Consider the following 13,129-nt stretch of genomic DNA (forward strand, 5'->3'; position numbering starts at 1 on the left):
TACGTACTTAACCGAGGTGAAGCAACATCGATTCCACAATTTTGTGAGATTGATGGGAGGCCTTCACTGTAAATTCAGCAAAATTGACATGTGCGGACCCGTCTGCTTTGTCCGACATACCACGTAGAATAACAAAAGGTACATCATTCATGTAACATACCTGTGCCACTGCTGCACCTTCCATTTCCACACATGCTCCGTCCATTTCTTCATAGAGCCATTTTACGGATTCTTTACTTGCGATAAACTGGTCGCCAGAAAGTACAATTCCTTTACGCATTGGTATTACGAGCTGTTCACATGCTTTCTCTGCGAGACTTATCAGTTCAGCATCAGCCGGAAATGCAGATACTTCCTGATAAGGAATTTCCCCGCGCTTAAATCCAAGAGGAGTTACATCCATATCATGCTGAATGCATGTCGTAGATACGACAATATCACCGATCTCAAGTTCAGGATGAACTGCCCCAGCCACCCCAGTAAAAATAATCTTAGAGATTCCAAACTTCTCAATCAGCATTTGTGTTGTGATTGCTGCATTTACTTTACCTACTCCAGACTGACAAACCACAACATGTTGTCCGTAAATATCCCCTTCCGCGTAATGAATGCCTGCATATGTATGCTGGTTTACATTCTCCATGCCTGCAAGAAGAAGTTCAATCTCTTCTTTCATAGCTCCTATGAGCCCTATTGTAGCTGTCATAGATGTTATCCCCTTTACTTGATTAATCGGCAAAAAAAGCCCCGATTATCGGAGCTTTTTCTATTCCATATTTTACACGTGACTAACAGACAAACGCAAGATCGTTTCGTGCGGTAAAATAACACGTGGATTTTCTACGTTTTCTTTTTTCATCAGTTTCGTAAGCAGTCGCATGGCTACTGCACCTAGATCGTACATTGGCTGCGCTACTGTAGTGAGCTGCGGACGAACCATAGAAGCCATACGAATGTTATCTACACTAATAATAGAGAAATCATCCGGCACTTTAAGTCCTTCGTCCTGAATACTATGAATAGCACCAATTGCCATTTCATCCGTTGCACAGAAAATAGCAGTTGGTTTTTTCTTAAGACCTAAGAAATATTTCATAGCTTCAACACCAGACTCATAACGGTAGTTCCCGATGCGTACTAAATCTTCTTGATATTCAATACCCGCAGTTTCCAGCGCACGCTTGTACCCTTGGAACCTAGCATAACCATTCGCAGGGTCTTGAAGCGTTCCGCTAATCATAGCAATCTCACGATGTCCATGACGAACGAGTGTACTTACCGCATCAAAAGCTGCCGTTTCATGATCAATATCAACCGAAGGATAGGTTCCTTTTTCGTCACTCGTTGCACAAAGGACGATGGGGACCGCCGAAGTTTGGAAGGCTTGAATATGTTCATCCGTCACCGTACCGCCCATGAAAAGAAGCCCGTCTACTTGTTTTTCAAGCAGTGTGTTAATAACACGAATTTCTTTTTCCTTTTTCTTGTCGGCATTACACAAAATAATATTGTAATGATACATATTAGCGATATCTTCAATTCCCCGAGCAATCTCGGCAAAAATCGAGTTCGAAATATCGGGAATTACGACTCCGACTGTCGTTGTTTTTTTACTAGCAAGCCCTCTTGCTACTGCGTTCGGGCGATAGCCGAGTTGCTCAATAGCTTCATATACCTTTTTTCGTGTCTGAGGTTTAACGTTTGGATTGTTGTTGACTACCCGAGAAACCGTTGCCATTGAAACACCGGCTTCGCGCGCTACGTCATAGATCGTTACCGTCACATTCCTTCTCTCCATTTGCAATAAATTTTCAGTTCATTTTCAATTAAAATTATGATACGACATAAGATTGCAACATGCAATGAATGGGCTTTAAGACTCGCTTAAAACCGCACTTAAGCCACTTGAAGTGATTTGGGAATGGGAAGTATGCCATACGGGTGTGCCGTTTTTCACAAGGATAACCTGTGGAGACTCATGTTTGACACCCAGACGATCTGCAGCTTCTAGTGAAATACTGCGATCTTCGACGACATAAATGATACTATAGTTTACTTTATCTGCGGGACTATCTTGCAAATATGCTGATACTTCTTTATACGCATGCGCGCTAATAGGACAGCGGGTGCTATGTTTAAATAACAGAAGCGGTGCTTCCGAAGATAATGCGATACCGTCATTTAATTGCTCTATAGAATTCATTCTTGTCAACGTTTTCATAGCATATACATCCCCTTTCATAAGTTCAGCAGCCAGTGGATCGTACAAAGAAAATGATGATGATGAGAATGGTAAGGGATTCCATGCGAATACATGAAAAATCGCTTCGTGTCTTGTTTTCATTCTTTTCTGAAAATCTTACACTAACAATATAGTAACAAAAATCAACGAGAAATGCTAATTTTCAATCCAATCCAAGGTTCTTTTTTTATCCTGCTTCCGAAAAATGTTCTTCAAAGTGGAATTGTGACAGTTGCTCTAGTCTCCGCTGTGTATCCCTCATCCAACCTTCATCGTCCATCTGAAGTGCACACTGATACACATCAAGAAGTAAATTAATACGCTCCTCTTTGAAAACTTCAACCACATCCCCAAGCTTTTCTAAGTCCGTCTCAACACTCCTCAAATATAGGTCACTGAATAAACTAGCTATTTCATCTATATCCGAAAAAATCACAACTTGATATGGATCATTTAAAGACATCTCTATCGTTTGAAGATACTCGGTTAAATGAGCTTTTACGGGTTTAAGTACTTCATAAGTGGAACAGGACATACACGAAAAAATGGGTACATTTCTAACTTCAATTTTTTTAGCAAAAATTACGGTACGCAGCTCAAGATTCATCGGTTGATTGCAATCGCACCATTTGGGCATAGGATCACCGCCTGTAACATTGTCTACATGCAAGTTTCGTGTTTCTTCTACAATAAATCTTCGACTCCATTATCATAAATCCTGCTGTTACAGGCACCAGAACTATTTACCAATCTTCTCTCATATGTCTATGCTAAGAGTCACAATGGAGTTATATTTCTGTTCAAAAGTTAGCACATTTGGTAATCTGAGCTGCTCTCCGTTACACTAGGAGAAGAAATACAAAAGGAGTGAATGAATGACATGAGACTAACTGGAAAAAAAGTAATTGCGCTCGTTGATGAAGAATTTGAAGATTTGGAGTTATGGTATCCCGTACATCGTGTACGTGAAGAAGGAGCCGAGGTTCATCTTGCTGGTGAAGTAAAGGATAAAGTGTATGTAGGTAAATACGGTGTTCCTGCTACAGCGGAATTTAGCTTTGAGGAACTAAACAGTACAGATTATGATGGTATTCTTGTTCCAGGGGGATGGGCACCGGACAAGCTGCGTAGATATCCCAAAGTGATTTCACTGATTCAAGAAATGAATGCAGAAAAGAAAGTGATCGGACAAATATGTCATGCGGGATGGGTACTCATATCCGCCAAAATTCTACAAGGGGTTACGGTTACTTCGACACCAGGTATTCGCGATGATATGGAAAATGCGGGTGCGATCTGGAAAGATGAAGCGGTCGTTACCGACGGACATATTGTATCTGCACGCCGTCCTCCCGATCTTCCGCCTTATGGAAAAGCCTTCTGTGATCTTCTTGCAGAAAGATCATAAAATATTTTCTTAGAACGAGTGAGCAGATTTCCACTCACTTCGTTTTTCTTTACAACACATAAAAAATAAAAAGGACGGATTCCGCCGTAATCTGCTTACGGCGATATCCATCCTTTTTATACATAAATATAAAGATCAGTTTAATCTCTCTGTATTTTCTTCAATGAACTCTTCTAACTTCGCTTCAATCTCTTGACTTCTTGACATCGAAATACAAGATTTAGCCACTGCCTTTGCTTCCTCCGCATACGTATTCAGCAGTCTATGTTTTACCCGAAGTAACGATTGCGGAGACATACTAAGATTATGAATTCCAAGCTCAATCCAGATCGGCACTGCTCTCTCGTCCCCAGCCAGTTCTCCGCATACACTGATATCGATTCCGGCCGTATGAGCAGCATCAGCGGTCATCTTCAGCATGCGCAAGATCGATGGATGAAACGGATGATATAAATGAGCAATCTGTTCATTCATCCGGTCGACAGCAAGGACATATTGTACAAGATCGTTCGTCCCGATACTGAAGAAGTCCACTTCTGCTGCGAGAAGATCCGCGATAACAACAGCAGCAGGCACTTCAATCATAATACCAATCTGAACATTCTTATCATAAGCGATACCCTGCCGATCAAGATCGTCCATGGCTTCACGCAATACCTGATTCGCTTCCCGAATTTCGTCGATTGAGGAGATCATAGGATACATAATTTTCACTTTCCCATGAACACTAGCTCTCAGAATAGCCGTCAACTGGGCTTTAAATAAATCTTTCAGATCTAAACTAATTCGAATCGCACGATACCCAAGAAAGGGATTATCCTCCTCTGCCAGCGGAAAATAGTCGAGCTGTTTATCTCCGCCGATATCAAGTGTTCGAATGACAACCGACTGCCCCCCTGCTCTCTCGACAACATGACGATATACCTCATATTGTTCTTCCATTGTAGGAAAGGTCGGTCGATCCATGTATAGGAATTCCGTGCGGAATAATCCGACCCCTTTTGCGCCGTGGCGAAGGGCCATCTCGAGCTCCTTTGTTGAACTGATATTAGCAGCGAGATTCATTAAGGTGCCATCTATAGTAACCGCATCAACTTCAGCAAGTACCTGGAGTTGTTCTTTTTTACGAAGCTGCTGGTTACGAATTCGTGTGTATTTCTCCATCATCTTCTCGCTCGGATTCACATAGACGGTGCCTTCATCTCCATTGATAATGAGTGTATCCCCGGTTTGTACGGGAAGATTCACGCTATTCTCAAGCCCCGATACCATAGGGATGCCAAGTGCTCTTGCCATAATGGCAGAATGAGACGTCTTGCCTCCGATTAAAGTCACGATCCCAAGTACATAATTAGGATTTAGATGAGCAAGTTGTGAAGGAGATAGTTCTTTGGCAACGAGAATATAAGGCTGCGTATCTGAAGGGAGCGTGATTTCGGGAGCACCCAGCAAATGTTTTAACAAGCGATTCCCTACATCTTTTATATCTAAAGCACGCTCTTTCATATATTCATCATCCAGCAAATCAAACATCGTCACAAAATGATCAATAGCTTCTTTTACCGCAACTTCAGCTGCCTTATACTGGCGTTCAATAATGCCTTGGATTTCACTCATAAATACGGGGTCTTCCAGTATAGCCAAATGAGCATCGAAGATACTGGATTCCTCCGGTCCGACCACTTCATTAAACTCCTGCTTTATTATCTCAATCTCATTGCGAGATGTTCTGATACCTTCATAGAGCCGTTCAAATTCTTTGGCCAGGTCAACGACGTCCATTTTTTGGTCTGGTAAATCCCATTCCCAGCTGGGAAGGACAAATGCCTTGCCTATTGCGACGCCTGCCGCTCCTGAGATGCCTTGTATCATGCTTCTACCCCTCCAACATTCCTATCTTCATGTAGTACAACAGACATTACCGATGCCTGGCCTTTTCTAACATGTTTAAATGGAGCATAGCTCCATGATTTCACTCGGTCGGGATTGGTGATCACCATCGGTGTAACTAATGAAGGAGCATCCTTCCTAAGTCCATCCAGATCAAATTTGATCAATAGTTGACCAGCCTCCACGACATCTCCTTCTTTTACTGCGGCTTCAAAGCATCCTTTGAGTTGTGAAGTGTCAATCCCAATATGAAGTAATACTTCTAGTCCTTCCGGTGTTTGGATCCCAATGGCGTGCATCGTTGGATACAGGTGCATAATGGTGCCGTATACAGGAGAAAGAAGTTCACCATTCTCCGGTAGAAAAGCAACCCCGTCACCTACAAGCTTACCGGCAAATATTTTATCCGGTACATCCTCGATTGGCAACATTTTTCCTTGAACCGGCGCACTGAATAATACTTGCGGCAAATCACGCTCAAGCAATTTGGCTATCTCTTCCCGTATAAGCTCAGAATAAGTACCGAATACAACCTGTACATTTCCTCCTCCAAGCTTGATGAGACCAGCAGAACCAAGTGCCTTCATCGCACTTACATCGATTAGACGATCATTATGAACGGTAATTCTGAGCCTAGTAATACATGCTTCTACCTGAACGATATTACGTTTGCCACCCAGTGCCTCAAGTATAAGTGGAGCTTGATAAGGGATACTGCCCACCCAATCTTCGAGGACTGAACCTTCTTCACGCCCTGGTGTAGGAATACGGAACGTACGGATCGCCCAGCGAAATAAATAATAATAGATTAAGCCGTATACGATCCCTATCGGAATGAGAAGCAACCCATTTTCGGACAAATGGAAATTCAGTATGTAATCAATCGCACCCGCAGAATATGAGAATCCATGGCGTATTTCTAATAAGTAGCTGATCCATAGAGCAAGCCCTGACATAACCGCATGAACGATGAACAGGTAAGGCGCAGCAAACAAAAAGGCGAATTCAATCTGTTCTGATACCCCTGTCAAAAAACACACAAGAGCTGACGTAATGAACGTCTTGTAGACTTTCGGCTTCAAATCTTCTCTAGCTTCCTGGATAATCGCAAGTGCGATCGCTGGAATAGCGAACATCATAATAGGAAACAAACCTGACATGAAATATCCTGCTGTTGGATCTCCAGCGAAAAAGCGAGGTAAGTCTCCCGTAACAACCTCACCGCCTGTCGTCTCATAGGAACCAAGCTGGAACCAGAACACATTATTCAGCAAATGATGAAGTCCGAAAGCAACCAGCACCCGGTACAAAATGCCATACAAAAAGAGTCCGAATCCTCCCAGTTGATATTCCATAGAAGCAATCATGTCCAGTAGAGATTGGATGATGGGAGCAATACCTAGCATCAAGCAGGAGAATAATGCCGCGATGAGTCCTACAATCAGTAAAACAAACCGAGATCCTCCAAAGAATTGTAAAATTTCAGGTAGTCGTATACTTTTAAATCGATTATGAGTAATCCCGGCGATGGCGCCAAGAATAATACCGATGAGTGAAGCAGGCTGAACACTTCCATCTCCAAAATGACTTACTACCTGATCGTATATAATCATCCCCGACAGGGCAGCAAGACCGGCTTGACCCGCCTGATTCGATAAACCAAGCGCCACACCCACCGCAAATAAATACGGCAAAAAATAAAACAGGCTTTGACCTGCTACTGTAGCGATTCCGCTTACACTTTCAAATCCCCAAGAATCCCATGGCAAACTGCCTACACTCAGCAATATCGCTGCTGCAGGTAAGACCATCGTTGGGAGCATCACAGCTCTGCCGAGCTGCTGTAAGGAACCGAGCCAATTCATGGCACCCTCTCCTTTCTAATCTAGATGGTAAGCGTTCCATGTCTTTTTGTCAAAATGAATCCTGTACATCTTTTGCGAAAGTAAAAAGGCCCCTCACAAAGGGACCTTTCTTTCATCATTTACCTTTGCTCTTTGCCAAGTAAAATAGAATCCTCGACTTTAATGCATCGATCCATGATGACCGTCATGCCATGCTCTTCACCAATCTGAGCTGCTTCATCACTGACAACACCGAGCTGCAGCCATAGTACATTAGCTTTGATCTCGGCTGCCTCTTTTGCCACATCGGCGCAGTATTCACTGCGGCGGAATACATTTACGATATCAACAGGCTCAGGAATGTCTGCAAGTTTCGCATAACATTTCTCTCCTAGAATTTCATCTGCTCTAGGATTCACTGGAATAATTCGATACCCCCTGCTTTGCATCGCTTGTGAGACCATGTAGGAAGTTCGATCCGGTTTATCTGATAAACCGACAACCGCAATATTTCCAGCGGAACGAAGAAGTTCTTTGATCTCATCCCGTGATGGATTTTCAAATGCCATATTCATCAGCACCTTTCTAACTTTACTATACCCATTCTACGTTGGCGCCAAGCGCCTGTAAATGATCGAAATATCCAGGATAGGATTTCGCAACGTGATGAGCATCCTTAATACGCAGCGGCTCTTTGGAACGGAGGCCCACAATCGTGAGTGCCATAATGACACGATGATCATAATGAGCGTTAATTTCAACGCCGCCTTCTACCCCTTCTGGCCGTCCGTGGACAATAATCTCCGCTTGTTTTTCTTCGACTCTTGCGCCAGCCTTGGAGAGTTCATGCAAATAATCGGTAATTCGATCACATTCTTTATACCTTAGATTCTCCACATTATAAAACCGCGAAGTACCTTCCGCAAAAACAGCTGCTGCAACCATAGCAAGTACCGCATCCGTAGCTGCGTCTCCATCAAATTCAATCGCCGTAAGTTTCCCGTTTCCTTGGACATGAACGATATTATCTTCATGGGTCAGCGGAACGTTCATCATTTTGAGCACGTCAATAATAGCACGTTCACCTTGTTTACTTTTCTCCATCAACCTTGTAACCGTTACATCTGATTTTGTCACCGCAGCCGCTGCTAAGATCGCTGCTGATCCGGGATAATCTCCTTGGACTGTATAATTCGCCGGTTTATATTTTTGGGAACCAGGAACCTGAAAGGACATATAGTCATCACTTGCATGAATGACGATACCGGCTTGTTCTAACACTTCGAGTGTTTGCCCGATAACGACTTTCGATTTCAGATCATGAAGGACTTCAATGGTACTATCCTGCGGGAGAAGCGGTGTCAAAAAGAGCAGTGCACTCAGATACTGAGAACTCACAGAACCCGATACTCGAATCACTCCGCCTTGCGGCTTACCGCCACGAATTGTGATCGGCAGTCTTCCCTCCTGATGATCTACTTCGGCTCCAAGCTGCTCTAGTGCATCAATTAAATCTTGATGCGGCCGTTTACCAAGAGATTCGGGATATGTATTAACGAATGTAATGTCCTCTCCAAGCGCGGCAATTCCCATCAGAAACCGTAGAACCGCTCCTGCATTCCCTACATTCAGTTCGCCTGTGGGACGAGGTGCAGAGCCAAACCCAGTAATGGTTATTTTCTCATCGTCCTCTACAAGAACAGCACCTAAATCCTGAATACAGCGGCGCATCGCATCGCTATCCTCACTGTGAGCAGGATAATAGATGGTACTCGTTCCTTCTGCTAGTGCAGCAACAAGCAAATAACGTGTTGTGTAATTTTTGGAAGATAAAGCGTCAATCCTTCCCGTTAAGGAAGGGGTGTTATTTACGATAACGTCCATGGTTATAACTCCTTTTTATATATAATCAGCTGCGGCTTACACTCGGGAACAACCTACGTAATGAAATTGACAGTCCCCTCTTCCCTTCGGTATCATGGTATTGTTATCCATAAGAACATGTCCATTCGGATTACACCAATATATAGTAACCATAGAAAAGAGGATGACTCATGAATCAAATACTCGAGATTACACCTGCTGAACTTAAGGCTCGTCTACAGTCAGGAGAAGCTATTCAAATGATTGATGTTCGTGAAGATGAGGAAGTTGCTGCTGGAATGATTCCAGGAGCAAAACATATTCCACTTGGGCAAATTCCTGATCGTCTTGATGAGATCGAGAAAACGCAGGAAACGATTTTGATCTGCCGCAGCGGTTATCGCAGCGAGAGAGCTTGCGAATATCTAACAGAGCTTGGGTATCCAAGCTGCGTGAACCTGGTTGGCGGCATGCTTGCCTGGACCTAATGAAGAGAAAGACGGAACGGGTAGGCAGTGCCTGCCCTCTTTCTTTTTATGATCATACTACAATGTATCTGAAAAGCACAACAGCTTAGACGCGGTAAAGCGTTAAAATATGATGAACAACCTCTTCCGGACTAAGTTCCGAAGTATCAATCGTAACATCTGCAAAAGAATATGCATCTTTACGTTCTTCCATTATATTCTTTATACGTTCCTCTACATTGCCTTCAAGCAGCGGTCTATCTCCACTAGACGACACGCGTGAAATAATCGATTCAGGACTCGCTGTCAAAGCGATAATCCAACCTGCATCCTTCATTAACTCCTGATTCTCTGCTCGAAGTACACATCCTCCACCCGTAGAAACGACTTGAGAAGAGTCTTTGAGAATTCTACACAAGGTATCACTCTCCACTTGGCGAAAGTAGCTTTCTCCCTTTTCTTGAAATAAGACAGGGATCGGACTGCCTTCTTGTGCTTCTATTTCCGTATCAATATCGACGAGCGTGTATCCAAGTTCTTGTGCCAGTATGCTGGATACTGTGGTCTTACCTGTGCCCATCATTCCAATAAGAATGATATTATCAACTTCCTTGCTCACTGCCTTGCCACCCCTTCATTATGAGACCCAGTTAGTTCCACTTTTTTATTCTACTAAACATAACATAGAAAAAAAGATCCGCCAAGAAGCATATCTGGACATCCTTTTACGTATGGATGATAGAGGATAAAAGTAGAGATATCGGTAAGGAGTGTGAAGATAATGGATGATTTAGTTTATCTGCCCGTACTGAAACCGCCTGTGGTTCCTAGCAGAATCACACGTATCTTTGAACCAGGTTATGTGATTTGTAGAGATGATGTACTGCTCGTACTGCATTATGTACAACAAAAAGTGGCTTTGGAAGACCCACTTCTCATGGATCTACCAAAACCACGTCTTATTACTAATTTTCAATATTTTAGTGAAGCTGCCATGCTGCTGCTAGGTAAACACACTTCCCACTCAACACAAGAAAGACTCCGGACCTGCCTGCACGAGGCACTCTATGGTCTTCGCGGAGAAATGCAGCAAAGCAGCATTAATTATAGTGTATCTTAAAAGCCGTTCTTATTTTCCCATCCAGTTGTGGTGGAAAGTTCCTTCTTTGTCCACACGTTTAAACGTATGTGCACCAAAGTAGTCGCGCTGTGCTTGAAGCAGATTCGCTGGAAGGCGTTCTGTACGGTAGCTGTCATAGTAAGAAAGAGCACTGGAGAATCCAGGTACCGGAACTCCTTTTTCTACAGCAATGGAAATCACTTTACGCCATGCATCTTGGTAAGATTCTACAACATTTTTGAAGTATGGATCCAGAAGCAAGTTTTTCAGTTCTGCATCTTTATCATAAGCTTCTTTGATGTTTTGCAAGAATTGGGAACGAATAATACATCCTCCGCGGAAGATCATTGCAATGTTTCCATATTTCAAATTCCAGCCATATTCGTCGGAAGCTGCACGCATTTGAGCAAAACCTTGTGCATAAGATACGATTTTACTTGCGAACAATGCTTTACGAACATTCTCGATAAATTCTTGCTTGTCACCAGAGAATGGTTCTGTTTTTGGACCGCTGAGCACTTTGCTAGCTGCAATACGCTCTTCTTTCATCGCAGATAAGAAACGGGAGAATACGGATTCGGTAATCATAGATAATGGTACGCCGAGATCCAATGCACTTTGGCTAGTCCATTTTCCAGTACCTTTTTGTCCAGCAGCATCCAAAATTACATCTACCATTGGTTTGCCTGTTTCTTCATCATATTTGGAGAAGATATCAGCAGTAATTTCGATCAGGTAGCTGTCAAGCTCACCTTTGTTCCATTCGGAGAAGAGTTCGTGGAATTCTTCTGCCGTAAGACCAAGTACATCTTTCATCAAGTGGTATGCTTCGCCAATCAGTTGCATATCACCGTATTCGATACCGTTGTGTACCATTTTGACATAATGTCCAGCACCATCAGGACCGATATATGTTGTGCAAGGCTCTCCATCTACTTGAGCCGCGATCGAAGTTAAGATTGGTTTTACAAGTTCATAAGCGCTTTCCTGACCTCCAGGCATAATTGCAGGGCCTTTCAGTGCGCCTTCTTCACCACCGGATACACCAGCACCAATGAAGCGGAAACCTTGCTCTTCTAGTTCTTTGCTGCGGCGAACTGTATCAGGGAAGTAAGCATTACCACCATCGATAATAATGTCGCCTTTATCCAAATGAGGAATGAGCTGTTGAATCGTTGCATCTGTAGCTGGTCCTGCTTGTACCATAATCAGAATCTTACGTGGAGATTCAAGGGATTGTACAAACTCTTCAATAGAGAAGAAACCTTGCAAATTTTTGCCTTCTGCTTCTTTCAGAAGATCATGTGTTTTTTCCGGAGAACGGTTGAATACAGATACCGTAAACCCCTTACTTTCAATATTCAGGGCTAAATTCTTGCCCATTACGGCTAGACCGATCACGCCAATTTGTTGTTTAGTCAATATATTCTCCATCCTTTGCTACGTTATTTTGATGTATCTTATGTTACTAGAGCCGTCCAATTAAGAAACTTGTCCATAAGCAGACAATCATCGTTCCTTAAAAATTATGTAAGCAAAAGAAGGACGCCCTAACAATAATCCTATTCTAACGCTTTTGCAAAAGGAAGTGAACCCCCCGCTAAAGTGTAAACAAGGATAAAACACCTCTTTTCATGAGGTGTTCATCAAATACTCATATAAATAATAGTATGGTTCATGCGGCAGTTTACCATTCAAGCATGAACATTCGATTCTGCATTTGCTTTAAATAGTTACGGCAAGTCTCCGCCTTAGCCTCATCTCCGGTATGGATTGCAGCATGAAGCCGTTCGAGTTCATCATCCACTTCCATCTTTAACAGCAGCAATCTCATTTCTCCTTCTTGCGAAGTGAACATTTCCTCCATCTCTTCCATTGTAGGGGTCGGTCCTTTCTGATAGATCACCCTTTGTTTAAAACCCGACACTTCCACCAGACGTATAACCTCGCCGAACAAAATATTCTCTATAACGATGATGTGATCTTTAAACCTGCGGACAACCGCATGGCCTCGAGTATCTCCAATGAGTTTCTCTATGAACTCGGCAAGTTTCGCATCCTTAATAATATAATCACCAATCAACTTGTAATCGCCCGTACGCATGAGTTGAAATTTCAGTTTAACCAATTTACGACCCGTTCTCACGGAAAGAATGAACAAGCTTTCATCTTCACTCCAATACAGCGAATATCCTTCCTGAATTAAGTCTTTGATGAGCTGTTGGATATGCCGACGGTTAAACCGGAGCTCTAGATTGCAGTATTCCACTTCATAGCTCTTGTTCACGGCACTTC

The 13,129-nt window shown here is 43.0% G+C and carries 14 protein-coding genes; 3 read left to right on the forward strand and 11 right to left on the reverse strand.

All coding sequences use genetic code 11. The features are described from left to right. Nucleotides 1–7 precede the first annotated feature (7 nt). The 4 genes from ACWPWY_RS12655 to ACWPWY_RS12670 all read right to left on the reverse strand — a co-directional run bounded on the left by ACWPWY_RS12655 (nt 8) and on the right by ACWPWY_RS12670 (nt 2,879). The gene (locus tag ACWPWY_RS12655; RefSeq protein ID WP_454192007.1) at nt 8–706 is read right to left on the reverse strand and encodes a 5'-methylthioadenosine/adenosylhomocysteine nucleosidase; all 699 of its coding nucleotides are present in this window, start codon (nt 704–706) and stop codon (nt 8–10) included. 72 nt (nt 707–778) lie between these two features. Further along, entirely contained in the window at nt 779–1,783 is a 1,005-nt protein-coding gene (gene ccpA / locus ACWPWY_RS12660; RefSeq protein ID WP_191799051.1) for a catabolite control protein A, read from the reverse strand. Nucleotides 1,784–1,873: 90 nt separating this feature from the next. Next, a complete protein-coding gene (ytxJ, locus tag ACWPWY_RS12665; protein WP_454192008.1) occupies nt 1,874–2,221 on the reverse strand; it encodes a bacillithiol system redox-active protein YtxJ in 348 nt (115 codons plus the stop codon). A 208-nt stretch (nt 2,222–2,429) separates the two neighbouring features. Continuing rightward, entirely contained in the window at nt 2,430–2,879 is a 450-nt protein-coding gene (locus tag ACWPWY_RS12670; protein ID WP_454192009.1) for a hypothetical protein, read from the reverse strand. Between the two features lie 243 nt (nt 2,880–3,122). Between ACWPWY_RS12670 and ACWPWY_RS12675 the strand changes: the two genes are divergently transcribed. Further along, complete coding sequence (locus ACWPWY_RS12675; RefSeq protein WP_454192010.1) at nt 3,123–3,650, forward strand: type 1 glutamine amidotransferase domain-containing protein; 528 nt, start codon at nt 3,123–3,125, stop codon at nt 3,648–3,650. A gap of 135 nt (nt 3,651–3,785) precedes the next feature. Here the strand turns inward: ACWPWY_RS12675 and ptsP are convergent, their stop codons facing one another. The 4 genes from ptsP to aroA form a co-directional block, all read right to left on the reverse strand. After that, a complete protein-coding gene (ptsP, locus tag ACWPWY_RS12680) occupies nt 3,786–5,522 on the reverse strand; it encodes a phosphoenolpyruvate--protein phosphotransferase (protein ID WP_454192011.1) in 1,737 nt (578 codons plus the stop codon). Further along, a complete protein-coding gene (locus ACWPWY_RS12685; protein WP_454192012.1) occupies nt 5,519–7,405 on the reverse strand; it encodes a glucose PTS transporter subunit IIA in 1,887 nt (628 codons plus the stop codon). The genes ptsP and ACWPWY_RS12685 overlap by 4 nt, the downstream gene beginning before the upstream one ends. Before the next feature lie 119 nt (nt 7,406–7,524). Then, nucleotides 7,525–7,953 carry a CoA-binding protein gene (locus tag ACWPWY_RS12690; protein WP_454192013.1) on the reverse strand — a complete coding sequence of 143 codons (429 nt, stop codon included), beginning with the start codon at nt 7,951–7,953 and terminating at the stop codon, nt 7,525–7,527. A 25-nt stretch (nt 7,954–7,978) separates the two neighbouring features. Beyond that, the gene (gene aroA, locus ACWPWY_RS12695; protein WP_454192014.1) at nt 7,979–9,268 is read right to left on the reverse strand and encodes a 3-phosphoshikimate 1-carboxyvinyltransferase; all 1,290 of its coding nucleotides are present in this window, start codon (nt 9,266–9,268) and stop codon (nt 7,979–7,981) included. Between the two features lie 170 nt (nt 9,269–9,438). Between aroA and ACWPWY_RS12700 the strand changes: the two genes are divergently transcribed. Then, a complete protein-coding gene (locus ACWPWY_RS12700; protein WP_191799043.1) occupies nt 9,439–9,735 on the forward strand; it encodes a rhodanese-like domain-containing protein in 297 nt (98 codons plus the stop codon). A gap of 85 nt (nt 9,736–9,820) precedes the next feature. On the opposite strand, the gene ACWPWY_RS12705 is transcribed toward ACWPWY_RS12700, so the two are convergent. Continuing rightward, the gene (locus tag ACWPWY_RS12705; protein ID WP_454192015.1) at nt 9,821–10,333 is read right to left on the reverse strand and encodes a shikimate kinase; all 513 of its coding nucleotides are present in this window, start codon (nt 10,331–10,333) and stop codon (nt 9,821–9,823) included. 162 nt (nt 10,334–10,495) lie between these two features. On the opposite strand from ACWPWY_RS12705, the gene ACWPWY_RS12710 reads away from it, so the two are divergent. Then, nucleotides 10,496–10,834, forward strand: a complete 339-nt coding sequence (locus ACWPWY_RS12710) for a hypothetical protein (RefSeq protein WP_454192016.1) — start codon at nt 10,496–10,498, stop codon at nt 10,832–10,834. Between the two features lie 9 nt (nt 10,835–10,843). Here ACWPWY_RS12710 and gndA read toward each other — a convergent pair whose 3' ends face one another. Together gndA and ACWPWY_RS12720 are read right to left on the reverse strand one after the other, a co-directional pair. Further along, on the reverse strand, nt 10,844–12,256 hold the full coding sequence (gene gndA, locus ACWPWY_RS12715) for an NADP-dependent phosphogluconate dehydrogenase (protein ID WP_454192017.1): 1,413 nt from the start codon (nt 12,254–12,256) through the stop codon (nt 10,844–10,846). A gap of 265 nt (nt 12,257–12,521) precedes the next feature. Next, nucleotides 12,522–13,121 (reverse strand): hypothetical protein, encoded by a 600-nt coding sequence (locus ACWPWY_RS12720; protein ID WP_454192018.1) that lies wholly within the window; start codon nt 13,119–13,121, stop codon nt 12,522–12,524. Nucleotides 13,122–13,129: the final 8 nt, after the last annotated feature.

It is taken from the genome of Paenibacillus sp. Marseille-Q7038, assembly GCF_965111595.1.

Coding starts and splice junctions, on each gene's coding strand:
- ACWPWY_RS12655 (WP_454192007.1), bottom strand. CDS start 706: ATGACAGCTACAATAGGGCTCATAGGAGCTATGAAAGAAGAGATTGAA.
- ytxJ (WP_454192008.1), bottom strand. CDS start 2,221: ATGAAAACGTTGACAAGAATGAATTCTATAGAGCAATTAAATGACGGT.
- ACWPWY_RS12670 (WP_454192009.1), bottom strand. CDS start 2,879: ATGCCCAAATGGTGCGATTGCAATCAACCGATGAATCTTGAGCTGCGT.
- ACWPWY_RS12675 (WP_454192010.1), top strand. CDS start 3,123: ATGAGACTAACTGGAAAAAAAGTAATTGCGCTCGTTGATGAAGAATTT.
- ptsP (WP_454192011.1), bottom strand. CDS start 5,522: ATGATACAAGGCATCTCAGGAGCGGCAGGCGTCGCAATAGGCAAGGCA.
- ACWPWY_RS12685 (WP_454192012.1), bottom strand. CDS start 7,405: ATGAATTGGCTCGGTTCCTTACAGCAGCTCGGCAGAGCTGTGATGCTC.
- ACWPWY_RS12690 (WP_454192013.1), bottom strand. CDS start 7,953: ATGGCATTTGAAAATCCATCACGGGATGAGATCAAAGAACTTCTTCGT.
- aroA (WP_454192014.1), bottom strand. CDS start 9,268: ATGGACGTTATCGTAAATAACACCCCTTCCTTAACGGGAAGGATTGAC.
- ACWPWY_RS12700 (WP_191799043.1), top strand. CDS start 9,439: ATGAATCAAATACTCGAGATTACACCTGCTGAACTTAAGGCTCGTCTA.
- ACWPWY_RS12710 (WP_454192016.1), top strand. CDS start 10,496: ATGGATGATTTAGTTTATCTGCCCGTACTGAAACCGCCTGTGGTTCCT.